Source organism: Micromonospora sp. NPDC049836 (assembly GCF_044465125.1).
Classification (GTDB): Bacteria; Actinomycetota; Actinomycetes; order Mycobacteriales; family Micromonosporaceae; genus Micromonospora.
Genome location: NZ_JBITLH010000004.1, coordinates 379922 through 404643, shown reverse-complemented (window position 1 = coordinate 404643; position 24722 = coordinate 379922). Strand labels below are relative to the sequence as shown.

The window sequence follows — 24722 nt, the reverse complement described above, 5'->3', positions numbered from 1 at the left end:
GCCGGCACCATCCTCCGTCGCCTGGGGGGCCGGCCCCGGCCGGGTCCGGGCCGGCGGCGGGTCGACCGCCCCGGTTCCGACCCCGGGTGCCGTCCCGGCTCCGTATCGTGACGGTGACCGGAAGGAGACGGGGTTGGACGAGGACGCTCGGGAGCAGGCGCTGCTGACCGCCCTCACCACCGAGCACTTCGTGCTCCAGACCTCGCGCGGGGCCACGGTCGCCGAGTCGGTCGGGCGGGCCACGCTGTTCCTGTCGCTGCTCTCCGCCGCGCTGATCGGGCTGGGCTTCGTCTCCGGCAGCGAGCACCTGCTGCGGCCGTACCTCGGGGCGGTGCTGCCGACCCTGCTGATCACCGGGCTGCTCACCTTCGGCCGGTTGACCCAGAACATGGTGGAGAACTCGCTGGACCTGCAACGGATCCGGCGCATCCGGGCCTACTACCACCGGCGCTTCGGCGGCGATTCGGACTTCTTCGCCGACGCGGTGGCCGGCGGGGGCGAGGTCGCCGCGACCTGGGGCCAGGTCGGGGCCCGTCCCGGCCGTCGGCACCTGCTGCTCACCGCGGCCGCGCTGGTGGGCGCGGTGAACGCGGTGCTGCTGGGGTTGGGCGGCACCCTGCTGGCCGGGTTGCTCGGGGCCGCGCTGGGGCCGGCCATCGGGGTCGGCGTCGTGGTGGCGCTGGCCGGCTTCGCCGCCCAGCTCGCGTACCTCGACCGTACCTCGATCGCCCAGCTGCCCTGACCGGGGCCCCGGCGGGCGGCCCGTCGGGGCACCGGGCGGTCAGCCGTCGCGCCAGCCGTCGTCGGGCAGCGCGGCCGCCTGCGGGCCCATCAGCAGCATCCCGCCGTCCACCGGCCACGACGCCCCGGTCACGTACGCCGCGGCGGGCGAGGCCAGCAGCGCCACCACGGCGGCGACCTCGCGGGCGTCGCCGGGCCGCCCCACCGGCACGCCTGGCCGGGCCCGGGTGAACGGGTCGACGTCCTCCTGCCCGGTCATCGGGGTGGCGATCTCCCCGGGCGCGACCGCGTTGACGGTGATCCCGTCGGCCGCCAGCTCCTGGGCCATCACCTTGGTGAGCAGGCCCAGCCCGCCCTTCGCGGCGCAGTACGCCGAGGAGCCGACCCGCGGCGCGTGCTCGTGCACGCTGGTGATGCTGATGATCCGGCCGCCGCGCCCGGCCGCCCGCATCCGGCGCGCGGCGCGCTGGGCGCAGAGGAACGGGCCGTCCAGGTCCACCGAGAGCACCTCCCGCCACTGCTGCCAGGACAGCTCGACGAACGGGGTGGCGAGGCCGGTGCCGGCGTTGTTGACCAGCACGCCGAGCCCGCCGAGCCGGTCGGCCAGCTCGTCGATGACCGCGGCGGCGTCCGGCAGCCGGGTCAGGTCCAGTTCGGCCGTCGCGCAGCGGCGGCCGGTGGCGCGCACCTCGGCGGCGGTGCGTTCGGCGCCGTCCGGGTCGCCGTACCAGGTGAAGCCGATGTCGAAGCCGGCCTCGGCCAGCGCCACGGCGCACGCCTTGCCGATGCCGGAGTCCGCGCCGGTGATGACCGCGATCCGGTCGTAGTCCTCGTATCGCTGGGGCATGGTCGGCCACTACCCGGATCGGGTGGGGCGGAACCCGGCCGGGTGTAGCCGCCGCCGGCCCGGGTAGCCGGGCGGGATGGACCTGGTCGAGGAGTCGCCGTACCGGTTCCGCATCGACCGGCACGACCCGATGCGGGTGCCCGGGGTGGTCTTCGCGTCCCGGTCGTTGCTGCCCGACGCGGGCGCGGACCGGTCGCTGGAGCAGGTGGCGAACGTGGCCACCCTGCCCGGCATCGTCGACGCCTCCTACGCCATGCCGGACGTGCACTGGGGTTACGGCTTCCCGATCGGCGGGGTGGCGGCCACCGACGTCGAGGACGGGGGAGTGGTCTCCCCGGGCGGGGTCGGCTTCGACATCTCCTGCGGGGTCCGGCTGCTCGCCGCCGACCTGGACCGCGACGCGCTGCGGCCCCGGCTCGACGCGCTGATGGACGGCCTGGGGGAGGCCACCCCGCGGGGCATGGGCACCGGCGCGGTGTGGCACCTGACCGGCGGCGACGAGCTGGACGCGGTGCTGCGCGGCGGCTCCCGGTACGCCGTCGAGCGGGGGTTCGGGGTACGCCGGGACCTCGACCGTTGCGAGGACTTCGGCGCGGTCGACGACGCCAACCCGGCGCAGGTCAGCCAGCGGGCGGTGGAGCGCGGCGCGCGCCAGGTCGGCAGCCTCGGCTCCGGCAACCACTTCCTGGAGGTGCAGGCCGTGGCGGAGCTCTACGACGAGCCGGTCGCGGCCGCGTTCGGGCTCCGGGCCGGCCAGGTCTGCGTCATGATCCACTGTGGTTCGCGGGGGCTCGGCCACCAGATCTGCACCGACTACGTACGCGAGCTGGAGAAGGTGATGCCCGGCTACGGCATCCGGGTGCCGGACCGGCAGCTCGCCTGCGCGCCGGTCTCGTCCCACCAGGGGCGGGCCTACCTGGGGGCGATGGCCGCGGCGGCCAACTACGCCCGGGCCAACCGGCAGCTGCTCGCCCACGCGGCCCGGCAGGTCTTCACCCGGGTCACCGGCTGCGACCTGGACCTGGTGTACGACATCTCGCACAACCTCGCCAAGATCGAGACGCATGACGTGGCCGGGTCGCCCCGCCGGCTCTGCGTGCACCGCAAGGGCGCCACCCGGGCGCTGCCGCCCGGGCACCCGGACCTGCCGGCGGACCTGCGCCCGGTCGGGCAGCCGGTGCTCATCCCCGGCTCGATGGGCACCGGCTCGTACGTGCTCACCGGCGTGCCCGGCGCGCCGGCCTGGGCGTCCACCTGCCACGGGGCCGGGCGGGTGCAGAGCCGCAAGCAGGCCACCCGGGCGGTGCGCGGGCACGACCCGCGCCGCGAACTGGAGGCCCAGGGCGTCGCGGTCCGGGGGGCCTCGCGGCGCGGGCTGGCCGAGGAGATGCCGGCCGCGTACAAGGACATCACCGCGGTGGTCGCGGCGGCCGAGGGGGCCGGGCTGTGCCGGCGGGTGGCCAGGCTGGTCCCGCTGGGCGTGGTGAAGGGCTGAGCCCGGCTCAGACGTCCAGCGTCACCGCGCAGGACCAGCCGGCGTCGTCGCGGCCGAAGCGCAGCTCGTGCAGCGCCACCGCCTTGGGGACCGCGCCGATCGCCTGCACCGCGTCGGTGCTCGCCACCTGCCAGCGTACGAGCAGGCCGCCGTCCCCGGCCGGCCGCACCTCGGTCGCCAGCGGCACCGCGCCCTCGGTGTCCAGCCGGAAGATCACCTCGTCGAGGACGGCGACCAGCAGGTCGGGGTCGTCGGCGGGCGGCGCCCGGTATCCGGTCTCCGCCTCGGGGGTGACGCCGGTGGCGTCCACGAAGCTGTCCACCAGCGCGGTCACCGCCTCGGCCACGCAGCCCTCCCGGTCCGGGGCCCACGCCTCGAACCGGACGTCGGCGGTGTGCGGGACGTTGCGGTGCCCGCGCGGCGCTCGTCGGTCCATGTCCCGATGATGCCGGCCGGGCCGGCCGCGCCGCCGGGTTCTCCCGCACGGGCGGTGACCCCGCCGGACCGGGCGGGGCGGCCCTCGAGGGGCGGCGTCCACGCCGCCGAGCGCCTAGGTTCGACCGGGTGAAGATTGTCAAGTGGACCCACGCCTGCGTCCGGATCGAACACGAGGGTCGTGTCCTGGTCATCGATCCGGGCACCTGGAGCGAGCCGCGGGCCCTGGTCGGGGCCGACGCGGTGCTGCTCACCCACGAGCACACCGACCATGTCGACGTGCTGCGGCTGGCGGGTCTCGGCGTCCCGGTCTTCGCGCCGGAGGGTGCGCGGCTGCCGGACCTGGCGCCGCTGCCGGTGACCCGGGTGGCGGCCGGCGACCGGTTCGACGCCGGCGGCTTCGCGGTCACCGCGGCCGGTGGCCGGCACGCGACCATCCATGACGGGCAGCCGGACTGCGCCAACCTCGGCTACCTCGTCGACGACGCGGTCTACCACCCCGGCGACTCGCTGGCGCTGCCCGGCGCCCCGGTGGAGACCCTGCTGGTGCCGGCCCAGGGGTCCTGGTTGAAGCTGACCGAGGCGATCACCTTCGCCACGACGGTCGGCGCCCGGCGGGTCGTCCCGATCCACGACGCCCAGCTCAACGACCGGGGCCTGGCCGGGGTGAACGGCTGGTTCGGCGAGACCGTTCCCGGCTACCGGTATCTCGCCCCGGGCGAGACGGCCTGACCACCGCCGCGACGGCGCTCCCGTGCCGGCACGAGGCCGGTCCCGGCCGCCGCGACGGCGGTTCCGGTACGCCGCGACGGCGGTTCCGGTACGCCGCGACGGCGGTGGCGGGGCCGCCGGGAGCGCCGGTCAGCGGGCCGCCGCGTACGCGAACTCCGGGGCGTCGGCCGTGAGCAGCGCGGTCCGGGACGGCACGGGCAGGGCGTCGGCCAGTTCGGTGAGCATCCGGCGTACCGTCGCCGCCCCGCCCGCGTGCATCGCCTCGATCACCACCAGCACCTCGGTGGTCCCGGGGCGCACCGCCGACGCGCCGCTCTGCCGGTGGGTCCAGCGCCGGGAGTGCGCCCCGCCGGCCGCGTCGGCGAAGACGACCTCGCCGGGCTCGGGGTGCTCCGCCTCCCCGCCGAGGGTCAGGTAGGTCTCCGCGCCGGTGGCCGGGCGCACCGTCAGGTCCCCGGCGATCCGGTCGAGGTCCAGCACGGCCACCGGGACCGCGTAGCCGATGGAGAGGGCGTTGCCCAGCTCGACCAGGGGGTGCAGCGCGGGCAGCGCGCCGTCGCGGCGGAACCGGCGCAGCAGCGACTCCGCGGCGCACCGGTAGCGGGTCGGCGGCAGCCCCATCCGGGCGAAGGCGCGCCGCCACGCCTGGATCTCCGGGAAGCCGCCCTCCGGGCCGCCGGCCAGGCGGGCCCGGGCCGCCTCGGCGTACCGGTCGAGGCGGGGTCCCACCTCGACGGCGCCGTCGACGCCGGTGGCGTGCAGGACGCCGCAGCTCAGCTCGGGAAAGGTGGACCAGATCTCGGGGGAGTGCCGGAAGCGCACGGGAGGACTCCTATCGGGCGGTCAGGGCCAGGCCGAGGCCGAGGGCGAGGAAGCTGCCGGCGAAGCCGTGCCGCAGCAGCGTGGTGAGCCGCGGCCGGGCCAGCACCCGGCGGCGCAGCGCGCCGGCCAGCCCGGCGTATCCGGCGAAGACGACCAGGGTGAGCAGCACGAAGACGGCGCCGTGCAGCAGCATCCGGGCCGCCGCGGCGGGCGCGTCGGGCGGGACGAACTGCGGCAGGAACGCCACGAAGAAGACGGTCACCTTGGGGTTGAGCAGGTTCATCAGCAGCCCGTCGCGGATCACCCGTCCGGCCGCCGGTGCGGGGCGTCCGTCGTCGACCCGCAGCGCGTCCCGGTCGCGCAGCGCGGACCAGGCCATCCAGAGCAGGTACGCCACGCCGAGCCAGGTCACCACGCGGAAGGCCGGCGTGCCGGCGCGCAGCACCGCGGCCAGGCCGGTGACCGCGGCGGCGAGGTGGGGCAGCAGGCTGACCGTGCAGCCGAGCGCGGCGAGCAGCCCGGCCCGGCGGCCGGCGGCCAGGGCGGTGGAGATCGTGTAGACCACCCCGGTCCCCGGGGTGAGGACGACCACCAGGGCGGTCACCAGGAAAGCGATACTCATGCGGTCCAGCCTCCGACCATAATGGTCCGGTGGACAGGGCCAAACCTGGCGCGACTGACGGATCCATACCGTCCGGTGCCGATTTCCTCCAGCTCGACGTCGGCGAGGCCCCACCCGGGGGGCGGGCCGACTGGCTCGCCGGGCGGCTGCGCGCCGCGATCGCCGACGGCCGGGTGCCGGTGGGGGCGCGGCTGCCGGCCAGCCGGGTCCTCGCGGCCGAGCTGGGCGTGTCCCGGGGCGTGGTGACCGAGGCGTACCAGCGGTTGACCGAGGACGGTCACGTGGTCGGGCGGGGCCGCGCCGGCACGGTCGTGGTGGCCACCCCGGCCGCCGTGGTCAGCCGTCCGCCGGTGCCGCGCCGCCCGCCGGAGGTGTTCGCCGCGCGTCCGGACACCGCCGTGTTCGACGCGCTGCGTACCGCGCCGGCGGAGCTGGATCTGACGCCCGGCGTACCCGATCTGGCGGCCTTTCCCCGCGCGGCCTGGCTGCGCGCCGAACGCGCGGTGCTGCACCGGCTGGCCCCCGCCGACTTCGGGTACGGCGAGCCGGCCGGCACCCCCGCGCTGCGCCTGGCGGTCGCCACCTGGCTGGCCCGCAACCGCGGCATCCGGGTCGACCCGGCCGAGGTGGTGGTCGTGGCCGGGGTCTCCCAGGCGCTCGGCCTGCTCGCCCAGGTGCTGCACGGCGACGGCGTGCACACCGTCGCCGTGGAGGACCCCGGCTCGCTCGGGGTACGCCAGCACCTGAACAACTGGCGGCTGGACACCCCGCCGGTGCCGGTGGACGCCCAGGGTCTGCGGGTGGACCGGCTGGCGGCCGGCGGCGCCCGGGCGGTGATGCTGACCCCGGCGCACCAGTTCCCGACCGGCGTGGTGCTCGACGGCGACCGGCGGCGGGCGCTGCTGCGCTGGGCGGAGCGGGGCGGCCTGGTCATCGAGGACGACTACGACGCCGAGCACCGCTACGACCGACCGCCGGTGCCGGCGCTGCGCGGCATGTTGCCGGACCGCGTCTGCTACACCGGCAGCGTCTCGAAGCTGCTGGCCCCGGCGTTGCGGATCGGCTGGGTGCTGGTCCCGCCCCGGCTGCACGCCGACCTGGTCGCGGCGAAGCGGATGGCCGACCTCGGCAACGCCGCCCTGCCGCAGCTGGTGCTGGCCGAGCTGATGGGTTCCGGGGCGCTGGAGCGCCACCTGCGGCTGCTGCGGCGCCGGCACGTACGCCGCCGGGACGCGATGATCCGGGCGGTCCGCGCCCACCTGCCCGGGGCGGTGGTGCACGGCGCCGCCGCCGGCCTGCACCTGCTCATCACCCTCCCCGGCGAGGTGGACGACACGGCGCTGGCCGCGGCGGCCCTGCGCCGGGGCGTCAAGGTGCAGCCGCTGTCCTGGCACGGCCAGCGGCCACAGCCACCCGGCCTGGTGCTCGGCTACGCCGCCAACCCGCCCCACGACATCGAGCGGGCCGTCGCCACCCTCGCCGCCGCCCGGCACGACCTCCGTTGACCCCGGCTCCCCAACCAGCGGCGCGGCCCAATCGCCCCCGTCGGACGGCGGTCCCGGCGAGATGGCCACCGGTGCGCGTGAGCGGCGGGTGGGCGGGGTAGGGGACTGCGGGTGGGGACGGACGGGGGACGGGCGCGGGGGGTGCTCGCCCGGTACACGGCGGGCGCGGTGCTGGTGCGGCTGGCCGACGAGGGCGCGCGGGTCGCCCTGGTGCTGCTCGCGGTCGAGCGCACCGGTAGCGCCGGCTACGGCGGGCTGCTGGTAGCGGCGCTGATGGTGCCGCACGTTCTCGCCGGACCGGTGGTGGGCGCGATCGCCGACACGGTCCGGCGCCGCCGGCTCTGCTACTGCCTGACCCTGCTCGGGTACGGCGGGGCGCTGCTCGCCGCGGTGCTGTCCGCTTCGGTGTCCCGGCCGCTGTCGGTGGCCCTGGTCGTGCTGGCCGGCTGCCTCGCGCCGATCATGCTGGGCGGGCTGACCAGCCTGCTGCGTGACCTGGCGCCGGACCGGTTGGACACCGCGTTCGGCCTCGACGCGACCTCGTACAACCTGGCCGGCATCGCCGGTCCGGCGATCGCGGCGGTGACCGCCGGGCTGGCCGGGGCGACCGCCGCGACGGTGGTCCTGGTCGCGCTGGTGGCCGCGGGCACCCTGGTGCTGTCGACGCTGCCGATCCGGGACCGGCCGGCGCGCGCGCACCGCCAGGGCACGGCCGGGCGGCGCCAGCCGCTGGGTGCGGTGCCGCTGCTGTGGCGGCGGCCCCGGCTCGGCGCGGTGACCCTGGCCAGCAGCGTCGGCTACCTCGGCGTCGGCGCGCTGCCGGTGGTCGCGGCGCTGCTCGCCGCGCGGTTCCACCACACCGCCTACACGGGCCTGTTCCTGGCCGCCGCGTCGCTCGGCGGGCTGGCCGGGTCGCTGTGGTACGCGCGGTTCCCGGTCCGGTCCCGCCCGCCCGAGCGGGTGGTGCTGGCCAGCCTGCTCGCCATGGCGGTGCCGTTCGCGCTGGTGCCGCTGGCCTCGTCGGTCTGGGTCACGCTGCCGCTGTTCGTCCTCGTCGGCGTGCTGAACGGCCCGCTGTTCTGCGCCGTGCTCGCGGTACGCGACCAGGAGGCGCCGCCGGCGGCGCACACCCAGGTGTTCACCATCGGCGCCGGGCTGAAGACCACCTCGGCCGCCGCCGGCTCGGCGCTGGCCGGCGCGGTCACCGGCGCGGGCGCCGGCGCGCTGCTGCTCGGCATCGCCGCGTGCCAGGCGCTCGGCGCGGTCGCGGGAGCGGCGGTCCTGGCGGCGCCGCGACGCCGTCAGCCGGCCGGCGCCGGCGGCGGCTGATAGAGGGCGGCCAGCGCGGCGGCCGTGTCGGCGAGCCGGTCGCGCAGCGCGGCGGGGGAGAGGACCTCCACCTCGGCGCCGAGGCGCAGCAGGTCACCGTGCGCGTGGGTGAGCGACTCGATCGGTACGGTGGCCCGGATCCACCCGTCGGCCCCGGGCGGCCCGGCGGTGGCGTCGACGGCGGCGACCACGGTGTCGCTGGCGATCTCCCGTAGCCGTTCCCGGCCGCGTGGGGAGAGCCGGATCGTCGCCTGGTCCCGGTGCAGCCGGGACCGGAACTCCACGACGTGCCGCCGCCACCACCCCGGCAGGTCGAACTCGGGCCGGTCGAACGGCTCGTCCAGCGGGGTCAGGTCGAGGATCTGGTTGACCCGGTAGGTGGCCGGCTCGGGCCGGTCCGGGCGAGCGGCGACCAGGTACCAGCGGCCGCCCTTGAGCACCAGCCCGTACGGTTCGAGCACCCGGTCCACCTCGCCGGTCCAGCTGCGGTAGCGCACCCGGATCCGGTGCTGCCGCCACACCGCGTCGGCGGCCGGCGCCAGGTGCGGCGACGGGTCGCCGTCGGAGTACCAGCCGGGGGTGTCCAGGTGGAACCGTTCCTGGAGCCGGGCGGCCCGATCGGCGAGCGGTGCGGGCAGCGCGGCGCGCAGCTTGAGCTGCACGGTGGCGGCCACCGACTGGTAGCCCAGTTCGGCGGCGGGCCCGGGCAGCCCGGCGAAGAGCAGCCGGTCGGCCTCCTCGGCGGTCAGCCCGGTCAGCCGGGTCCGCCAGCCGTCCACCAGCCGGTACCCGCCGGCGTGCCCGGCCGCCCCGTAGAGCGGGATGCCGGCCGCGTGCAGCGACTCGACGTCCCGGTAGACGGTGCGTACCGACACCTCCAGGCGGCGGGCCAGCTCGGCGGCGGTGAGCCGGCCGTGCGCCTGGAGCAGCAACAGGATGGAAAGGAGGCGACTGGCCCGCATTCCACTGACACTAGCTGTCAGGGGAGCGGCCCTACCGTCCCGGCATGGCATTTCAGGACAAGGACCTGACCGTGCCGGGGACCATCGAGGTCGCCGGCCGGCACGTCAAGCGCTACCACCTCGACCAACCCGACCGCCGCCTCGAGCCGGAGGTGGTCGAGGCCGCCTACGCGTACCTGCCGAAGCTGCTGCCCGCCCCGGACGGCGACACCCCGCCGGCCAGTTGGGTGGTGCTGCACCGGGGCGCGGACACCGGCAGCTACCTGCTGGCGTACAGCTGGTTCTTCGACAACGTGGTGGAGTGCCGGATCGCGATCGCCGGTCAGCCGGCGCTGGACTGCCCGGACGACGACCCGGCGCACTTCGTCCCGCTGGACCGGCCCGGGGTGGGCTGCGTCTGGGAGCTGGGCGTGCTGGAGCACGAGCGGGCCGCCTGGGTCCGGCACGTGCTCGCGCCGGACCAGCCCGACCTGGCCGGCTACCTGGCCGACACTCGCGTCGAAGGGCCGGTGGGTTTCTGATGGGCGACTTCGACTTCTACGTCGGCACCTGGCAGGTGACCAACCGGCGGCTGCGGGAGCGGCACGTCGGCAGCGACGACTGGGACGAGTTCCCCGGCATCTCGGTGGCGCACACCTTCTTCGACGGGGCGGGCAGCTTCGACGAGATCCGCTTCCCGACCCGGGACTTCGCCGGCGCCACCGTCCGCATCCGGGACGCGGAGACCGGCCTCTGGTCGATCTACTGGATGAACAGCCAGCGCGGTGTCCTGGAGCAACCGCCGATGGTGGGCCGCTTCGTCGACGGGGTCGGCACCTTCTACGCCGACGACAGCGACGAGGGGCGGCCGATCCGCTGCCGGTTCATCTGGTCCCGGATCACCCCCACCTCGTGCCGCTGGGAGCAGGCGTTCTCCACCGACGGCGAGCAGACCTGGGAGACGAACTGGATCATGGACTCGGTCCGGACCGCCTGACGGTGCGGGGCCGTACGCCGGGCGCCGCTCAGGCCGGTGGGGGCGTGGTGGTCCGGTAGATCGCGGTCAGCCAGACGTCGAGCAGCACGTCGACCACGTCCCGCTCGGCCACCGCCGGCCCGTCACCGGCGAAGGTGGCGTACCAGACCCGCTCGTTCATCGAGTTCAGCGCGATGGCCAGGTCCCGGGCGGGCACCCCGTCCGGGGCCGCGCCGCGCGCGCGTTCCCCCTCGATGGCCGCCTGCACCGCGCGGACCCAGCGTTCGAGAACCTCGGCCCAGAGCCGGCGTACCTCGGTGTTGGTGCCGCGCACCTGGGCGCAGGCCAGCACCACGGCCCGGTGCCCGCCGAAGGTGGCGTGGAACCGGGCGATCAGCTCCCGCCAGCGGGCCCGCGGGTCCTCGGCGAGCCGGTCCAGCGCGTCCCCCGCGGCGGCGTTCGCCATCTCGGTGACCCGGTCCAGCAGGGTGAGCAGCACCGCGTCCTTGGACGGAAAGTAGAAGTAGAACGTCGGCCGGGAGATGCCGGCGCCCCGGGCCAGGTCGTCGATGGAGATGTCGCCGAAGGCACGCTCCTCCAGCAGCCGCTCGGCGCTGGCCAGGATGGCCAGCTCCCGGTCGTCGCCGGCGGAGCGGCCCGGGCGCCGCCCGCGCGTCGGCCCGGCTCCGGTCGGCGTACGGGCGGCGGTCATGTGGGCTGATGCTACACCCGCTCGACACCGTGTCGATTCGAGTCGACAGGGTGTTGACCGGTGTCGACGGTGGTGGATAGGGTCCGGACCACCACCGCCGAACCGGGAGCCGCCATGCCCTCCGACCACGTCGACGTCCTCATCGTCGGTGCCGGGCTCTCCGGCGTCGGCGCCGCCGTGCACCTGCAACGCGAGTGCCCCGGCAAGACGTACGCGGTGCTCGAGGCCCGCGGCGCGATCGGCGGCACCTGGGACCTGTTCCGCTACCCGGGTGTCCGCTCCGACTCCGACATGTTCACCCTCGGCTACTCCTTCAAGCCGTGGACCGACGCGAAGGCCATCGCCGACGGCGACGCCATCCGGACGTACGTCCGGGAGACCGCCCGCGAGTTCGGCGTGCAGCAGCACATCCGCTTCCACCACCGGGTGGTACGCGCCGAGTGGGACAGCGGCACCGCCCGCTGGACGGTGACCGCGCACCGCGACGACACCGCCGAGGACGTCGTGCTGACCTGCGCGTTCCTCTTCACCAACTCCGGCTACTACCGCTACGACGAGGGCTACACGCCCGACTTTCCCGGCATCGAGCGCTACACCGGCCGGCTCGTGCACCCCCAGCACTGGCCGGCGGACCTCGACTACACCGGCAAACGGGTGGTGGTGATCGGCAGCGGCGCCACCGCCGTCACCCTGGTGCCCGCGATGGCCGAGCGCGCGGCGCACGTCACCATGCTCCAGCGCTCGCCGACGTACGTCATCTCGCTGCCCTCGCGCGACCCGCTCGCCGACGCCGCGCGGCGCTGGCTGCCCGCGAAGGCCGCGTACGCGGTGGCCCGGTGGAAGAACGTCGCGCTCGGGGTGGCCAACTTCCAGCTCAGCCGACGCGCCCCCACCCTGGTGAAAAACTTCCTGCGCCGGGCCGCCAAGGGCAAGCTACCCACCGGGTACGACATCGACCGGCACTTCTCGCCCCGCTACAACCCGTGGGACCAGCGGCTCTGCGTGGTGCCCGACGGCGACCTGTTCGCCGCGGTCAGCGCCGGCCGGGCCGAGGTGGTCACCGACACCATCGACACCTTCACCGAGCACGGCCTGCGGCTCACCTCCGGCGCCGAACTGCCCGCCGACCTCGTGGTCACCGCCACCGGCCTCAACCTGCTCGCCCTCGGCGGCATGACGCTCGCCGTCGACGGCACCGAGATCGACCTCGCCGCCACCGTGGCCTACAAGGGCATGATGCTCTCCGGGGTGCCGAACTTCGCGATGACCATCGGCTACACCAACGCCTCCTGGACGCTCAAGGCCGACCTGGTGGCCACCTACGTCTGCCGGCTGCTGCGCCACCTCGACCGCACCGGCCAGCAGATCGTCACCCCGCTGGCCCCGGACTCCGACGACCTCGTGCCGATCATCGACCTGAAGTCGGGGTACGTGCTGCGCGCCGTCGACCGGCTGCCCAAGCAGGGCCCGTCCGCCCCCTGGCGGCTGCACCAGAACTATCCCCGCGACGTGCTGCTGATGCGGCACGGCCGGCTCACCGACGAGGGGGTCCGGTTCTCCCGGGCCAGCGCCGCCGTCACCGACCCCACCGCGCCCGTCGCCTGACCCGCCAAGGAGCGCCATGCGTGACTTCGTCTTCCCCGGCGGCACCGCCGTGCTGACCGGCGCGGCCAGCGGCATCGGCGAGGCCCTGGCACACGGGCTGGCCCGGCGCGGCGCCGACCTGGTGCTGCTGGACCGCGACGCCGAGCGCCTCGAGGCGGTGGTCGCCGCGATCCGCGCCGCCCACCCCGACCGGCGGGTCGAGACCCACCTGGTCGACCTGGCCGACCCGGACGCCACCGACCGGGTGGCCGCCGAGATCCACCGCGCCCACCCGCGGATCCGGCTGCTGCTCAACAACGCCGGCGTAGCCCTGGGCGGCCGCTTCGACCAGGTCACCCTGGACGAGTTCCTCTGGGTCATCGAGATCAACTTCCGGGCGGTGGTGCGGCTGACCCACGCCCTGCTGCCCGCGCTCAAGGCCGAACCCGGCGCCCACCTGGTCAACGTGTCCAGCCTCTTCGGCCTGATCGCCCCCGCCGGCCAGGCCGCCTACTCGGCCAGCAAGTTCGCGGTGCGCGGCTTCACCGAGGCGCTGCGGCACGAACTGGTCGACGACGGCGTCGGGGTCACCTCGGTGCACCCCGGCGGCATCCGCACCCGGATCGCGGCCAGCGCGCGGGTCGGCAGCGGCGTCTCCCGCGAGGAGTACGAGGTCGGCCGCCGCCAGTTCGAGAAGCTGCTCACCATCGACCCGGCGAAGGCCGCCGAGGTGATCCTGCGCGGCGTCGAACGCCGCCGCGGCCGGGTGCTGATCGGCTGGTCGGCGAAGCTGCCCGACCTGCTGGCCCGGCTCGCCCCCGCCTCGTACGGGAAGGTCCTGGCCCTGGGCATGCGGCCGAACGCGGCCCGGGTGCCCGCCCCACGAGCCGCGGCGGAGCCCGTCGCGCCGCGCACCGGAGAATCGGCATGAGCCTCGCCCCCGCCGACGAGCTGCACGTGGCCGGCCGACGGATCCGCTGCCGGGTCTCCGGCGACGGCCCGCCGGTGCTGCTGCTGCACGGTATCGGCCGCACCATGGACGACTTCGCCGAGCAGCACGACGCCCTCGCCCGCGACCACCGGGTGGTCAGCCTGGACCTGCCGGGGCACGGCGGGTCCACGCCGCTGGACGCCCCGCACACCCTGCCGGCGCTGGCCACGGCCGCCGTCGAGGTGCTCGACGCCGCCGGCGTCACCCGGCCGGCCCACCTGGTCGGCAACTCCCTCGGCGGCGCGGTCGCGATGCGGCTCGCCGCCGACCAGCCGGACCGGGCGCGCAGCCTGGTGCTGGTCAACAGCGCCGGCTTCGGCCGGGAGGTGACGTTCGCGCTGCGGCTGCTGGCCCTGCGCCCGCTGGCCCGACTGCTGCTGCGGCCGCACCCGGGCATCGCCCGGCGCAGCGAGCGGGCCATCTTCCACGACCCGGCGTACGTCAGCGAGGCGCGGGTCGCCGCCGCGCTGGCCGTGGCCCGCGAGCCGCACGCCGCCCGGGTGATGCTGGAACTGGTCGGCAGCCTCGGCACCTGGCGGGGCGTACGGCCGCAGTGGCGCCGGGAGCTAGTCGCCGCCGTCGCCGCGCTCGGCCTGCCCACCCTGGTGGTCTGGGGTGACCGGGACCGGATCCTGCCGGTGCGGCACCTGACCAACGCCGGCCGGTACTTCCCACAGGCGCAGACCCACCTCTTCCCCGACACCGGCCACATGCCGCAGATCGAACGGGCCGCCGAGTTCGAGGCCCTGGTCAGGCAGTTCTGGTCGCGCTCCGGTGGCGCTCGACCAGCGTGACCGCCACCAGCACCACCAGCAGCCCGGCGATCACGTCGATCGGCATGGGCAGCCACGGCGCCACCAGCACCAGCGCCGCCGCGGCGGGGAACAGCCCCACCACGAGACCCCGCTTGGCCCGCAGGTGCAGCGCCCAGAGCGCGAGCAGGAAGACCGCGACCGGCGCGGCGACCGCATAACCGGCCAGCCGGCCGGAGACCGCTCCGGCGTCCAGATCGCGGTCGACCGCCACGGCCAGCCCGGCGCCCACCGCCGCGATCGAACTGAACACGAAGTAGTGGCCGTAGCCCCAGAACAGGGCTCCCCGCACCGACCTCGGGGGCAGCGGGTCGGGCCGGTCGAAGTAGACCCACCAGATCGCGAAGACGATCACCGTCCCGGCGGCCGCCAGGGACCACAGCTGCTCGTTGCCGGCGTCGACGCCGCGCTGGATCGCCACCGACGTGGAGAGCACCACCTCGCCGAGCACGATCAGGGTGAACAACTGGTACCGCTCGGCGATGTGGTGCGGGTGCCACGTGGTGCGCCCACGCCGTTCACCCACCACCGGCACCAGCAGGTCGGCCACGACCAGCACCACGAACGCCGGCGCCAGCCAGGCGGGCGGCAGCAGGAGCCGGGCCAGCCAACCGGCCTGCACCACGGCCACGCCGAGCGCGAAGATCAGGGCGGTCGCCCGCCGCTGCGGGTCACCGGCGACGGCCCGGAGCCAGTTCACCACGGCGGCCAGCCGCATCACCACGTACCCGTAGGTGATCGTGGTGAAGTCGGCCTCGGCGAAGGCGCGCGGCACCCCGGCCGCGAGGATCAACGCGCCGGCGATCTGCACCAGGACGGTCAGCCGGTAGACGTCGTCGTCGGTGTCGTACGCGGACGCGAACCAGGTGTAGTTCACCCAGGCCCACCAGATCGCGAAGAAGACGCTCAGATACGAGAAGAGACCGTGCCCGAGGTGCCCGGCGGCGACGTCATGGTGCAGCCCCTCGGACGTCTGTGCCACCGCGACCACGAAGCACAGGTCGAAGAAAAGCTCCAGCGGGGTGGCGGAGCGGTGCTCCTCCTCGGGGCGGCGAGCCCGCATCGGCCGGTACCAGGCGCGGAACGGCGCGGTGCTGGTCAATCGGTGCTCCTCGCCGTGACCGGTCAGCTGTGCCCACGATAACCGCGCCGGCCCGACCCCGGCCCCGGAACCCCCGCCCGCACCAGGCCCGCACCAGCCTTGGCAGGCCCTCGGCCCTTCGGTGGTCACGACATGCCGCAGACCGGCGCTCGGCGCGAGTGGGTGGGGGTGGGGTGGCTCACGGGGCGGGGGAGGGGCGGGAGGTGGCGGTGGCGTGGGATGCAGGATGGATACATGACGCATTCCAGTGGGTCCAGGGTGTCGGCGCCGTCGGCCGCGGAGCGGGCGTACCAGCACCTGAAGCGGTCCATCCTGGAGCAGGTCTACCCCGGTGGGCTGCTGATCAGCGAGGGGGAGGTCGCCGAGGCGGCGGGGGTCTCCCGCACCCCGGTCCGGGAGGCGCTGCTGCGCCTGGAGACCGAGGGCCTGGTACGGCTCTACCCGAAGCGCGGCGCGCTGATCCGGCCCGTCTCGGCGCGCGAGATCGCCGACGTCATCGAGGCCCGGCGGCTGGTGGAACTGCACGCCGCCGAGCGGGTCTGGCCGCGCCGCGCCCAGCTCCGCGACGATCTGGCCCGCTGGCTCGACGAGATGCGCCGGGCCCACGCGGCCGGTGACGTGACCGCGCTGATGGCCGCCGACCGCGCGTTCCACGCCAGCGTGGTCGAGGCGGCCGGCAACGAGATCCTCGCCGAGCTCTACCACCGCCTGCGCGACCGGCAGATCCGGATGGGCGAGGCCAGTTTCCGGCTGTCGCCCGGTTGGGCCGAGGTGGTGCTGGCCGAGCATGCCGCCCAACTCGCCGCGCTCGACGGCGACGACGTGCGGGCCTGGCTCGACGCGGTCGGCGCGCACATCGACAACGCCGCGACCGTGCTCCGGACGCTGCGGTGAGCCCTGCCCCGCCCCGCCGCCGCCCTGAGCCGACCCCGGGTCACCCCGGCACGCCGGCAGCGCGCCGCCGAGCGGTCCCGGGTCACCCCGGCACGCCGCCAGCGCGCCGCCGAGCCGTCCTGGTCTACGCCGTGGCGCTCGGCGCGTACGTGACGGCGGTGCTGCACCGCAGCTCGCTGGGGGTCACCGGGGTGGACGCCGCGGACCGCTTCCAGATCAACGCCGCCGCCCTGGCCACCTTCTCGGTCGCCCAGCTGGCCGTGTACGCGGCCATGCAGATTCCGGTCGGGGTGCTGCTGGACCGGTACGGCTCCCGCCGGCTGCTGCTCGCCGGCGGCGCGCTGATGGTCGCCGGCCAGTTGGTCTTCGCCGTGGCCACCGACGTGCGCCTGGCCGTGCTGGCCCGGGTGCTGGTCGGCCTGGGCGACGCGATGACCTTCATCAGCGTGCTGCGCATCGTGGCGTTCTGGTTTCCCGGCCGGCGCAACCCGCTGCTGGTGCAGCTCACCGGCACCGTCGGGCAGCTCGGCGCGGTACTCGGCGCCGTACCCCTGGTGGCGCTGCTGCACCACGCGGGCTGGACGCCGGCGTTCCTCACCACGGCGGCGCTCGGTGCGACCGTGCTGCTGCTCGTGCTGGCCGCCGTGCGGGACACCCCGCACACCGGGCCGGCGCCCGCCGTCGCCGCCGACCTGGCGGCGGTACGCCGGCAGCTGGCCGAGGCCTGGGCGCAGCCCGGCACCCGGCTGGGCCTGTGGACCCACTTCGTCACCCAGTTCTCCGGCTCGGTCTTCGCCCTGCTCTGGGGCTATCCGTTCCTGGTGCAGGGACAGGGTTTCTCGCCGACCGCGGCGGCGTCGCTGCTGACCGTGATGACGGTGGTGACGCTGGTCTGTGGGCCGGTGATCGCGCACCTGTGCGCCCGGCACCCGTTCCACCGCTCGGTGCTGGTCTTCTCGATCACCGCCGGGACCGCCGCGGTCTGGGCGGTGGTGCTGGCCTGGCCCGGCCGGGCGCCACACTGGCTGCTGGTGGCGCTGGTGGTCGTGCTCGCCGGCAACGGTCCCGGCTCGATGATCGGCTTCGACTACGCGCGCACCTTCAACCCGGTGCACCGCATCGGCAGCGCGAGCGGCATCGTCAACGTCGGCGGGTTCGTCGCCTCCATCCTGCTGATCCTCGCCGTCGGCGTGGTGCTCGACCTGGGCACCCCGGCCGGGCGGGACAGCCCGCCGCTGGACGCGTTCCGCTGGGCGTTCGGCGTGCAGTACCTGCTCTGGGCCCTCGGCGCGGTGCAGGTGCTGCGCTACCGCAACGCCGCCCGCCGCCGGTACGCGGCCGAGCGGTCCGCCCTCGCCCTCGCCGCATCGACCTGAGCCGGCGCAGCCGGCAGCACAGCGCCGACGCGTGAGCCCTGCCGGACCGCACGGCGCAGCGAAGGGGACGCCTTCGGCGAGCCGGTTCAGCGGGTCAGGCGGCGGTGGGTCAGCGAGTCCAGCATCAGGGTCAGCCCGGCAGCGACCAGCCAGCTGTCCTTGGCCAGTCCGATGCCGGCCTGGCTGGGTTTGAGGCTGTTCCCCTCCCGCATGCCCGGCGTCTTGAGGTAGAGCTGCACCAGGCCCGCGCCGAACGCGGTCAGCGCCGCCCCGGCCAGCAGCGACGGCACGAACGGCGTGAGCAGCGCCGTGCCCAGGGCGATCTCCGACCGGGACAGCAGCTTGGCGAACCGGTCCGGCTCGAACTGCCGCAGCTGGGGCATCGCCCCGACGGCCATGCCGTGCATGCCGGCCGCGGCCTCGCCCTCCAGGCTGCGCTTGCTGAGCCCGGAATTCAGGATGAACGCGCCGATGGTCAACCGTAGCGGCGCATGCGTCAACTTCATGATCACTCCCGTCGGTGCCGGAAACCGGGCCCGGCCCCGCGTACCCGGCGACGCGCCGGATAACCGCCGGACGGCGGTGGGCCGGCACGGTGATCGGCGGTAGGTTCGCGGGGAGGGACGCCGACACAGCGGGAGGCAGCGTGAGCCAGCAGGTCCGGGGAGTCGTGTCGCGGCGCAAGGGCGCGCCGGTCGAGGTCACCACCATCGTGGTGCCCGATCCGGGGCCGGGCGAGGCGGTGGTGCGCGTCCAGTCCTGCGGGGTGTGCCACACCGACCTGCACTACCGCGAGGGCGGCATCAACGACGACTACCCGTTCCTGCTCGGCCACGAGGCCGCCGGTGTCGTCGAGCAGGTGGGGGAGGGCGTCACCGAGGTGGCCCCGGGCGACTTCGTGGTGCTCAACTGGCGGGCCGTCTGCGGGCAGTGCCGGGCCTGCCGCCGTGGCCGCCCCTGGTACTGCTTCAACACCCACAACGCGGCCCAGAAGATGACCCTCACCGACGGCACCGAGCTGAGCCCCGCGCTGGGCATCGGCGCGTTCGCCGAGAAGACCCTCGTGCACGCGGGCCAGTGCACGAAGGTCGACCCGTCCGCCCGCCCGGCCGCCGTCGGCCTGCTCGGCTGTGGCGTGATGGCCGGCCTCGGCGCGGCCATGAACACCGGCGGCGTGACCCGCGGCGACTCGGTCGCGGTGATCGGCTGCGGTGGCGTCGGCGACGCGGCGGTGGCCGGTGCCGCCCTGGCCGGGGCGACGACGATCATCGCGGTGGACACCGACTCCCGCAAGCTCGACTGGGCCCGCCGGTTCGGCGCCACCCACACCGTCAACGCCCGGGAGGAGGATCCGGTCGAGGCGATCCGCGCGGCCACCGGCGGCTTCGGCGCCGACGTGGTGATCGAGGCGGTGGGGCGGCCGGAGACCTGGAAACAGGCCTTCTACGCGCGGGACCTGGCCGGCACCGTCGTGCTGGTCGGCGTACCCACCCCGGAGATGACCGTCGAGCTGCCGCTGCTGGACGTCTTCGGCCGCGGCGGCGCCCTGAAGTCCAGCTGGTACGGCGACTGCCTGCCCAGCCGCGACTTCCCGATGCTCACCGAGCTGTACCGGCAGGGCCGGCTCGACCTGGACGCGTTCGTCACCGAGGAGATCGCCCTGGACCAGGTCGAGGAGGCGTTCACCCGGATGCACCACGGCGACGTGCTCCGCTCGGTGGTGGTCTTCCCGTGACCGCCCGCGTCGACCGCACGGTCACCTCCGGCACCTTCTCCCTGGACGGGCAGACCTTCGACGTCGACAACAACGTCTGGGTGGTCGGTGACGACGCCGAGTGCGTCGTCATCGACGCGCCGCACGACGTGGCGGCCATCCGCGCGGTGATCGGCGACCGCCGGGTGCTCGCCATCCTCGCCACCCACGCCCACGACGACCACGTCCGGGTCGCGCCCGAGCTGGCCCGGGCCACCGGCGCGCCGGTGCTGCTGCACCCCGCCGACCGGGTGCTCTGGGACCTGGTCCACCCGGACACCCCGCCCGACGGCGAGCTGACCGACGGGCAGGTCGTCGAGGTCGCCGGCACGACCCTGCGGGTGCTGCACACCCCCGGCCACAGCCCGGGGGCGTGCAGCCTGCACGCCGCCGATCTCGGCGCGGTGTTCACCGGCGACACGCTCTTCGCCGGCGGTCCCGGTGCCACCGGGCGCTCCTACAGCGACTTCGGCACCATCATCGAGTCGATCCGGACCCGGCTGCTCACCCTGCCGCCGCAGACCGTCGTCCACACCGGACACGGTGCGGACACCACGATCGGCGCGGAGGCCCCGCACCTCGACGACTGGCTGGCCCGGGGGCACTGACCAGGGCCCCGCGCGGCGGGTCTCAGCGCTCGCCGTCGAGCACCGGCTTGAGATCGAGTACGGGAGTGCCGTCCACCGCCTCCAGGTCGGCCACCCGTACCCGGACGCCGTCGACCTCGAGGATCCGCACCCGGTGCAGGCCGACCGGGTTGGGCCGGTGCGGCGAACGGGTGGCGAACACCCCGGTGCGGGGGCGGGACTCGTCGCCGCGCGGATGGACCGCCAGCACGTCCCGCCGGGCCCGGTCCAGCCAGGTCAGCACCAGCGCGTCCGCGCCGGGCCGCACCCCGTCCAGAGCCGGCGCGTACGCCTCGGCGAAGACCAGCCAGGCCTCCGGCGCGCCTTCGTCGCCCTGCTTCGGCGCCGCCCCCGGATCGGTCAGCGGGGACTCGACCCGCCCGACCGGGTGCAGCGGATAGCGGTCGTCGCTCATCCGTCCTCCCGTCCGTCCTCACTGTACGCCGGCACCACGGCGGGACGGCCCGGCTAGGATCGGAGACCATGACCCGCCCCGAGCCAGGCCGCTCGCCGGCCGTCCGGCAGCTACGCCTCGTCGTCGAGGCCGACGACTACGACGCGGCGGTCGCCTTCTTCCGCGACGCGCTCGGCCTGCCCGAGCAGGCGGCGTACTCCGGTGGCGACGGCGCCCGGGTGGTGATCCTCGATGCCGGCCGGGCCACCCTCGAGCTGGCCAACCCGGCGCAGAAGCGCCTGATCGACGAGGTCGAGGTGGCCGGCAGGTCGCGCCGCGGCTGCGGATCGCGTTCGAGGTGGACGACAGCCGCGCGGTGACCGAACGGCTGCTCGACGCCGGCGCCACCGAGGTCGCCCCGCCGACGGTCACCCCGTGGCAGTCGCTCAACGCCCGCCTCGACGCCCCGGCCGGGCTGCACCTCACCGTCTTCCAGGAGCTGCGTACGCCGGAGGAGCGTGCCGCCCTCGACGGCTTCGGCACGGACGGCTGAGAATTCGGTTCGCCCTCCGGCGTCGGCCGCCGGGATACTCGCGCCCATGCCCGACCCGCTGCTGACCCCGGCCCAGGCCGCCGCCCTCCAGCACGTCCGCGGCCTCGCCCTGCGCGACCGGCCCGCCGCGCTCGCCGTGATCGCCGGGCAGCTCGCCGGCGCGGGCACCACCTACCGCTCGGAGGAGGTGCTGGCGGCGGTGGCCCGGCACGGCCGGCTCACCCTCAACTTCCACCCGGACCGCCTGCTCGGTGACGGCCGCACGGTCGCCGAGGTGCTGGCCGGTGAGGGCGTCTACCGCAGCCAGTTCGAGACCGGCATCTCCAACGGCGGGCTGACCGCCTTCCCCGGCGGTGACCGGGACCGCTGGGAGGAGAAGATGTTCGGTGGGGCGTACCAGCGGCCCGGCGTGCGCCCCGCCGAACGCCCGCGGTACGGCGGCCTCAACCTGCTGGACCATCCGGACGGCGCATGCCCCCGGTTCGGCTCCTGCCACCTGCGGCTGCGCCCGGAGGTGCTGTCCCGGTCCACCTTCAGCTTCGGGGACAGCTACACCGAGCCGACCGAATTCGGCACCCTCGAGGTGTTCGAGCCGGTGCTCGCCGCGCTGCTGACCGCCACCGCCGGGACCGGGGTAAGCCTCGGCGTCGCCGGCATGGACACCGGGACCCTGCTGGGTACGCTGCTGGCCCGCCGGGCCGGGGCGTCCCGGGCGGCCGGGCGGGCGCTGGACGACTACATCGAGGCGCAGGTCCACGGCCCGGTGGACCTGGCCCGCGACGTCGAGGAACTTGTCGTCGACCCCTCGTTCCGCGGCACCGGCACCGGGCGGATCCTGTCCGGGATCGCACAGCGGCACGGCTTCCCGCTGCGCTGGCACGGCGGCTTCCAACTGCCGGTCGACGGCATCGACGCCGAGTTCCGCGGGCCGACGATCCCGCCGCTGGCCGCCCGGGTGCACGCCGAGTTCGCCCGTCCGGGGGAGCCGGTGCACGCCGCGCTGATCGGCCGGGCCGCCGCGTCGGTGGTCCGGGAGCCGCACCGCTGGGCCGACCGGGGAGTCCCCGAGGTGACCCTCCAGCACCTCAAGCAGCTCTGGCACGTCCTGGTCCGGTTCGGCACGCCGATGCCCGCCTGACCGGCGGCCTGCTCGGTTGGCACCGGCTGTCCGGCACCGGCCCTCCTGCGCGCGGCGGCGCGGTCCGTCCCGATGCCCTGGTGACCTGGACCGCAGCCGGCCGCGACACCGGCATTTCCGGAATGACCGACAAGTCGAGCGGGTTGTGTCCCCCGTACCGCCGGCAGCCAAACCCCTACCCGCCGGTAGTCCCCGAGGGGCGCTCACCCCGGAGCGCGTCGTAACGATCGAAAGGGCAACCATCGTGAAGCAGCACTTCACTCGATGGCTCCCCGCCATCGCGAAGACCGCCGTCGCGAAGGCCGCCATCGCGAAGATCACCGTTGCGAGGACCGCCGTCGCGAAGTCCCCGAACCGCCGCGCCGCGCTGACCGTCGCGGGCGTGGCCGCCCTGGGCGGCCTGGCCTTCGGCCCCACCGCCGTCGCCGCGCCGGTCACCGCCGGGCCGCATGCCGGTGCCGTGGCCGCGATCGACCTGGCCACCGGCAAGAAGTCGGGTACCGAGACGGTGAAGTCCGGCCTCACCACCGGCAGCGACAAGGTCCCCGCCAAGGCCAACCCGCCCGGCCGGGACAAGCTCATCCCGCGCGGCGTCGAGGGCGCCCAGTCGCGCATCCCGCTCGACGACGCGCAGCTCGCCAACGCCAAGGCCATCGTCAAGGCGGCCAAGGAGACCGGCGTCGGTGAGCGGGGCGCCGTGATCGGCGTCGCCACCTCGCTGCAGGAGTCGAAGCTGTACAACCTGGGTCACCTGGGCGCGTACAACGACCACGACTCCGAGGGTCTGTTCCAGCAGCGCCCGTCGTCCGGTTGGGGCACGTCCGAGCAGATCACCGACCCGGACTACGCCTCGAAGGCGTTCTTCAACGCGCTGAAGAACGTGGGCGGCTGGCACGACCTGCCGCTGACCGCCGCGGCGCAGACCGTGCAGGTGTCCGCCTACCCGTACGCCTACGCGCAGTGGGAGGAGCAGGCGGCGGACATCGTCCAGCAGCTCTGGTAACCAGCACTCATCGACACCGGCCGGCCCCGTTCTTGGGGCCGGCCGGCGTCGTATCTGCCCCGTAGCCGCGAGCGCCGCCCAAGGGCGTGGCCGGGGCCGGTGTCCCGTAGACGTCACGCGAGCGGCCGCCCAAGGGCGTGGGTGGCGCCGGTCGGCCCGCAGACGTCACGCGAGCGGCCGCCCAAGGGCGTGGGCGGGGCCGGTCGGCCCGTTGACGTCCCACGTGGGCATGCTGGGTTGGTTTGTCCGGTTCCGGGGGTGTGGTCGGCGGCACCGTGGGGCCGGAATGGCTGGGGGCCGGGGGTCGTTGTATCCGGGTGAACGGCCGAGGAAGAGCACCCTTCACGGGTGTCGGGCCCCCGGGAATGATGGTGGGCCGGCGGTCGTTACACATGGTCCCGGCGCCGCGAAGAGGCCCCGCCCCGCGGCCGGGATGATCCCCCTAAGACTTTCCCCCTGTGGGTGCGCGCTTATCGCGTTGTCATCCGTTGAGCGCCTGACGGTGCTTGCGCACATCTCACCGGTCCCCCGCCGGGGTGTGCGCCGACCCCCGAATGGAGCTTTGTCATGAACACGATGCTGCGTAAGAGCGTGCTGGGTGTTGCTGGTCTGGCGTTCACCGGTGGTGTGTTCGCCGGTCCGATCGCCGCCCACGCCGACACCGGTCCGGTGGACGCCAAGCCGGTCGCGGCCGTGCAGGCCGACAAGCCCGGCGTCGACAAGGGCAAGCTGATTCCGCACGGTGTGCAGGGCGCCCAGTCGCGCATCGACCTGAACGACGAGCAGACCGCCAACGCCAAGGCGATCATCGCCGCGACGAAGAAGGCGGGTCTGCCGGAGCGGGCCGCGGTGATCTCGATCGCCACGAGCTTGCAGGAGTCGAAGCTGGAGAACCTGGGCCACCTCGGCGACAAGAATGATCACGACTCGCTGGGCCTGTTCCAGCAGCGCCCGAGCTCGGGTTGGGGCACGCCGGAGCAGATCACGAACCCGGAGTACGCGACGCTGGCGTTCGAGAAGGGCCTGAAGCAGGTCGACGGCTGGCAGGACATGCCGCTGACCGAGGCCGCCCAGACCGTGCAGGTCTCGGCCTACCCGGATGCCTACGCCCAGTGGGAGCAGCAGGCCGCCGACATCGTCGCCCAGCACTGGAACAGCTGACCACAACCACCCAAGCACCAAGCACCAAGCGCACGCTGGCCGGCACCCGAACCCGGGTGCCGGCCAGCGGCGTCTCTCCCACCACAGGCGACAAGGTGGGGGCACCTGCCGGACCGACGGTCGAGCACAACAGGCTCAGCGAGCGACCACCGCCGCACGGCAAGGGACCCACCACGAG

The 24722-nt window shown here is 74.9% G+C and carries 28 protein-coding genes; 19 read left to right on the top strand and 9 right to left on the bottom strand.

The genetic code is table 11. The features are described from left to right. Positions 1-133: 133 nt before the first annotated feature. Positions 134-742, top strand: a complete 609-nt coding sequence (locus tag ACIBPB_RS13620) for a hypothetical protein (RefSeq protein WP_396839898.1) — start codon at positions 134-136, stop codon at positions 740-742. Between the two features lie 39 nt (positions 743-781). On the opposite strand, the gene ACIBPB_RS13615 is transcribed toward ACIBPB_RS13620, so the two are convergent. Continuing rightward, positions 782-1588 (bottom strand): SDR family oxidoreductase, encoded by an 807-nt coding sequence (locus ACIBPB_RS13615; RefSeq protein WP_396839897.1) that lies wholly within the window; start codon positions 1586-1588, stop codon positions 782-784. Positions 1589-1664: 76 nt separating this feature from the next. Between ACIBPB_RS13615 and ACIBPB_RS13610 the strand changes: the two genes are divergently transcribed. Continuing rightward, positions 1665-3083 carry an RtcB family protein gene (locus tag ACIBPB_RS13610; RefSeq protein WP_396839895.1) on the top strand — a complete coding sequence of 473 codons (1419 nt, stop codon included), beginning with the start codon at positions 1665-1667 and terminating at the stop codon, positions 3081-3083. A 7-nt stretch (positions 3084-3090) separates the two neighbouring features. Here ACIBPB_RS13610 and ACIBPB_RS13605 read toward each other — a convergent pair whose 3' ends face one another. Beyond that, positions 3091-3519 carry an archease gene (locus ACIBPB_RS13605; RefSeq protein WP_396839893.1) on the bottom strand — a complete coding sequence of 143 codons (429 nt, stop codon included), beginning with the start codon at positions 3517-3519 and terminating at the stop codon, positions 3091-3093. A gap of 128 nt (positions 3520-3647) precedes the next feature. Here ACIBPB_RS13605 and ACIBPB_RS13600 point away from each other — a divergent pair, with 128 nt between their 5' ends. After that, complete coding sequence (locus tag ACIBPB_RS13600) at positions 3648-4250, top strand: MBL fold metallo-hydrolase (protein ID WP_396839892.1); 603 nt, start codon at positions 3648-3650, stop codon at positions 4248-4250. A 129-nt stretch (positions 4251-4379) separates the two neighbouring features. Here the strand turns inward: ACIBPB_RS13600 and ACIBPB_RS13595 are convergent, their stop codons facing one another. Next, on the bottom strand, positions 4380-5072 hold the full coding sequence (locus ACIBPB_RS13595) for a B3/4 domain-containing protein (RefSeq protein WP_396839891.1): 693 nt from the start codon (positions 5070-5072) through the stop codon (positions 4380-4382). A 10-nt stretch (positions 5073-5082) separates the two neighbouring features. Then, positions 5083-5694 carry a LysE family translocator gene (locus tag ACIBPB_RS13590; RefSeq protein ID WP_396839890.1) on the bottom strand — a complete coding sequence of 204 codons (612 nt, stop codon included), beginning with the start codon at positions 5692-5694 and terminating at the stop codon, positions 5083-5085. Between the two features lie 29 nt (positions 5695-5723). Between ACIBPB_RS13590 and ACIBPB_RS13585 the strand changes: the two genes are divergently transcribed. Continuing rightward, positions 5724-7199 (top strand): PLP-dependent aminotransferase family protein, encoded by a 1476-nt coding sequence (locus tag ACIBPB_RS13585; RefSeq protein WP_396839889.1) that lies wholly within the window; start codon positions 5724-5726, stop codon positions 7197-7199. A gap of 111 nt (positions 7200-7310) precedes the next feature. Beyond that, on the top strand, positions 7311-8528 hold the full coding sequence (locus ACIBPB_RS13580) for an MFS transporter (protein WP_396839887.1): 1218 nt from the start codon (positions 7311-7313) through the stop codon (positions 8526-8528). Here ACIBPB_RS13580 and ACIBPB_RS13575 read toward each other — a convergent pair. After that, a complete protein-coding gene (locus tag ACIBPB_RS13575) occupies positions 8501-9490 on the bottom strand; it encodes a helix-turn-helix transcriptional regulator (protein ID WP_396839886.1) in 990 nt (329 codons plus the stop codon). The genes ACIBPB_RS13580 and ACIBPB_RS13575 overlap by 28 nt on opposite strands. Before the next feature lie 44 nt (positions 9491-9534). Here ACIBPB_RS13575 and ACIBPB_RS13570 point away from each other — a divergent pair, with 44 nt between their 5' ends. Beyond that, positions 9535-10011: a hypothetical protein gene (locus tag ACIBPB_RS13570; RefSeq protein ID WP_396839885.1), complete on the top strand. Its 477-nt coding sequence runs from the start codon at positions 9535-9537 to the stop codon at positions 10009-10011. Next, positions 10011-10466 carry a hypothetical protein gene (locus ACIBPB_RS13565; protein ID WP_396839884.1) on the top strand — a complete coding sequence of 152 codons (456 nt, stop codon included), beginning with the start codon at positions 10011-10013 and terminating at the stop codon, positions 10464-10466. The genes ACIBPB_RS13570 and ACIBPB_RS13565 overlap by 1 nt, the downstream gene beginning before the upstream one ends. A gap of 28 nt (positions 10467-10494) precedes the next feature. Here the strand turns inward: ACIBPB_RS13565 and ACIBPB_RS13560 are convergent, their stop codons facing one another. Beyond that, complete coding sequence (locus ACIBPB_RS13560; RefSeq protein ID WP_396839883.1) at positions 10495-11157, bottom strand: TetR/AcrR family transcriptional regulator; 663 nt, start codon at positions 11155-11157, stop codon at positions 10495-10497. A 114-nt stretch (positions 11158-11271) separates the two neighbouring features. On the opposite strand from ACIBPB_RS13560, the gene ACIBPB_RS13555 reads away from it, so the two are divergent. Genes ACIBPB_RS13555 through ACIBPB_RS13545 form a run of 3 tightly spaced genes read left to right on the top strand, consistent with a single transcriptional unit; the run spans position 11272 to position 14526 of the window. Then, positions 11272-12762, top strand: coding sequence for a flavin-containing monooxygenase (locus ACIBPB_RS13555; protein ID WP_396839882.1), 1491 nt, complete (start codon positions 11272-11274; stop codon positions 12760-12762). Between the two features lie 16 nt (positions 12763-12778). Then, positions 12779-13672 (top strand): SDR family NAD(P)-dependent oxidoreductase, encoded by an 894-nt coding sequence (locus ACIBPB_RS13550; protein WP_396839881.1) that lies wholly within the window; start codon positions 12779-12781, stop codon positions 13670-13672. After that, positions 13669-14526, top strand: a complete 858-nt coding sequence (locus ACIBPB_RS13545; RefSeq protein ID WP_396839880.1) for an alpha/beta fold hydrolase — start codon at positions 13669-13671, stop codon at positions 14524-14526. The genes ACIBPB_RS13550 and ACIBPB_RS13545 overlap by 4 nt, the downstream gene beginning before the upstream one ends. Here the strand turns inward: ACIBPB_RS13545 and ACIBPB_RS13540 are convergent. Next, a complete protein-coding gene (locus tag ACIBPB_RS13540) occupies positions 14483-15646 on the bottom strand; it encodes a low temperature requirement protein A (RefSeq protein WP_396839879.1) in 1164 nt (387 codons plus the stop codon). The genes ACIBPB_RS13545 and ACIBPB_RS13540 overlap by 44 nt on opposite strands. A 234-nt stretch (positions 15647-15880) precedes the next feature. On the opposite strand from ACIBPB_RS13540, the gene ACIBPB_RS13535 reads away from it, so the two are divergent. Both ACIBPB_RS13535 and ACIBPB_RS13530 read left to right on the top strand, forming a co-directional pair. Next, positions 15881-16540, top strand: coding sequence for a GntR family transcriptional regulator (locus ACIBPB_RS13535; RefSeq protein ID WP_396839878.1), 660 nt, complete (start codon positions 15881-15883; stop codon positions 16538-16540). Positions 16541-16671: 131 nt separating this feature from the next. Further along, positions 16672-17916 carry a nitrate/nitrite transporter gene (locus ACIBPB_RS13530; RefSeq protein ID WP_396839877.1) on the top strand — a complete coding sequence of 415 codons (1245 nt, stop codon included), beginning with the start codon at positions 16672-16674 and terminating at the stop codon, positions 17914-17916. An 86-nt stretch (positions 17917-18002) separates the two neighbouring features. Here ACIBPB_RS13530 and ACIBPB_RS13525 read toward each other — a convergent pair whose 3' ends face one another. Next, the gene (locus ACIBPB_RS13525) at positions 18003-18422 is read right to left on the bottom strand and encodes a hypothetical protein (protein WP_357321897.1); all 420 of its coding nucleotides are present in this window, start codon (positions 18420-18422) and stop codon (positions 18003-18005) included. 140 nt (positions 18423-18562) lie between these two features. Between ACIBPB_RS13525 and ACIBPB_RS13520 the strand changes: the two genes are divergently transcribed. Both ACIBPB_RS13520 and ACIBPB_RS13515 read left to right on the top strand, forming a co-directional pair. Continuing rightward, complete coding sequence (locus ACIBPB_RS13520; RefSeq protein WP_396839875.1) at positions 18563-19651, top strand: S-(hydroxymethyl)mycothiol dehydrogenase; 1089 nt, start codon at positions 18563-18565, stop codon at positions 19649-19651. Continuing rightward, positions 19648-20277, top strand: a complete 630-nt coding sequence (locus ACIBPB_RS13515; RefSeq protein ID WP_396839874.1) for an MBL fold metallo-hydrolase — start codon at positions 19648-19650, stop codon at positions 20275-20277. Before ACIBPB_RS13520 ends, ACIBPB_RS13515 begins: the two co-directional genes overlap by 4 nt. Before the next feature lie 22 nt (positions 20278-20299). Here the strand turns inward: ACIBPB_RS13515 and tsaA are convergent, their stop codons facing one another. Beyond that, the gene (gene tsaA, locus ACIBPB_RS13510; RefSeq protein WP_046563831.1) at positions 20300-20710 is read right to left on the bottom strand and encodes a tRNA (N6-threonylcarbamoyladenosine(37)-N6)-methyltransferase TrmO; all 411 of its coding nucleotides are present in this window, start codon (positions 20708-20710) and stop codon (positions 20300-20302) included. A gap of 68 nt (positions 20711-20778) precedes the next feature. Here tsaA and ACIBPB_RS13505 point away from each other — a divergent pair, with 68 nt between their 5' ends. The 5 genes from ACIBPB_RS13505 to ACIBPB_RS13485 all read left to right on the top strand — a co-directional run bounded on the left by ACIBPB_RS13505 (position 20779) and on the right by ACIBPB_RS13485 (position 24544). Continuing rightward, complete coding sequence (locus ACIBPB_RS13505) at positions 20779-21069, top strand: hypothetical protein (protein WP_396839873.1); 291 nt, start codon at positions 20779-20781, stop codon at positions 21067-21069. Next, positions 21048-21242 (top strand): hypothetical protein, encoded by a 195-nt coding sequence (locus ACIBPB_RS13500; RefSeq protein ID WP_396839872.1) that lies wholly within the window; start codon positions 21048-21050, stop codon positions 21240-21242. The genes ACIBPB_RS13505 and ACIBPB_RS13500 overlap by 22 nt, the downstream gene beginning before the upstream one ends. Positions 21243-21288: 46 nt before the next feature. Further along, on the top strand, positions 21289-22380 hold the full coding sequence (locus tag ACIBPB_RS13495; protein WP_396839871.1) for a DUF3626 domain-containing protein: 1092 nt from the start codon (positions 21289-21291) through the stop codon (positions 22378-22380). A 244-nt stretch (positions 22381-22624) separates the two neighbouring features. After that, the gene (locus ACIBPB_RS13490; protein WP_396839869.1) at positions 22625-23383 is read left to right on the top strand and encodes a hypothetical protein; all 759 of its coding nucleotides are present in this window, start codon (positions 22625-22627) and stop codon (positions 23381-23383) included. Between the two features lie 567 nt (positions 23384-23950). Then, a complete protein-coding gene (locus ACIBPB_RS13485) occupies positions 23951-24544 on the top strand; it encodes a hypothetical protein (protein ID WP_396839868.1) in 594 nt (197 codons plus the stop codon). The last annotated feature ends 178 nt before the right edge of the window (positions 24545-24722 follow it).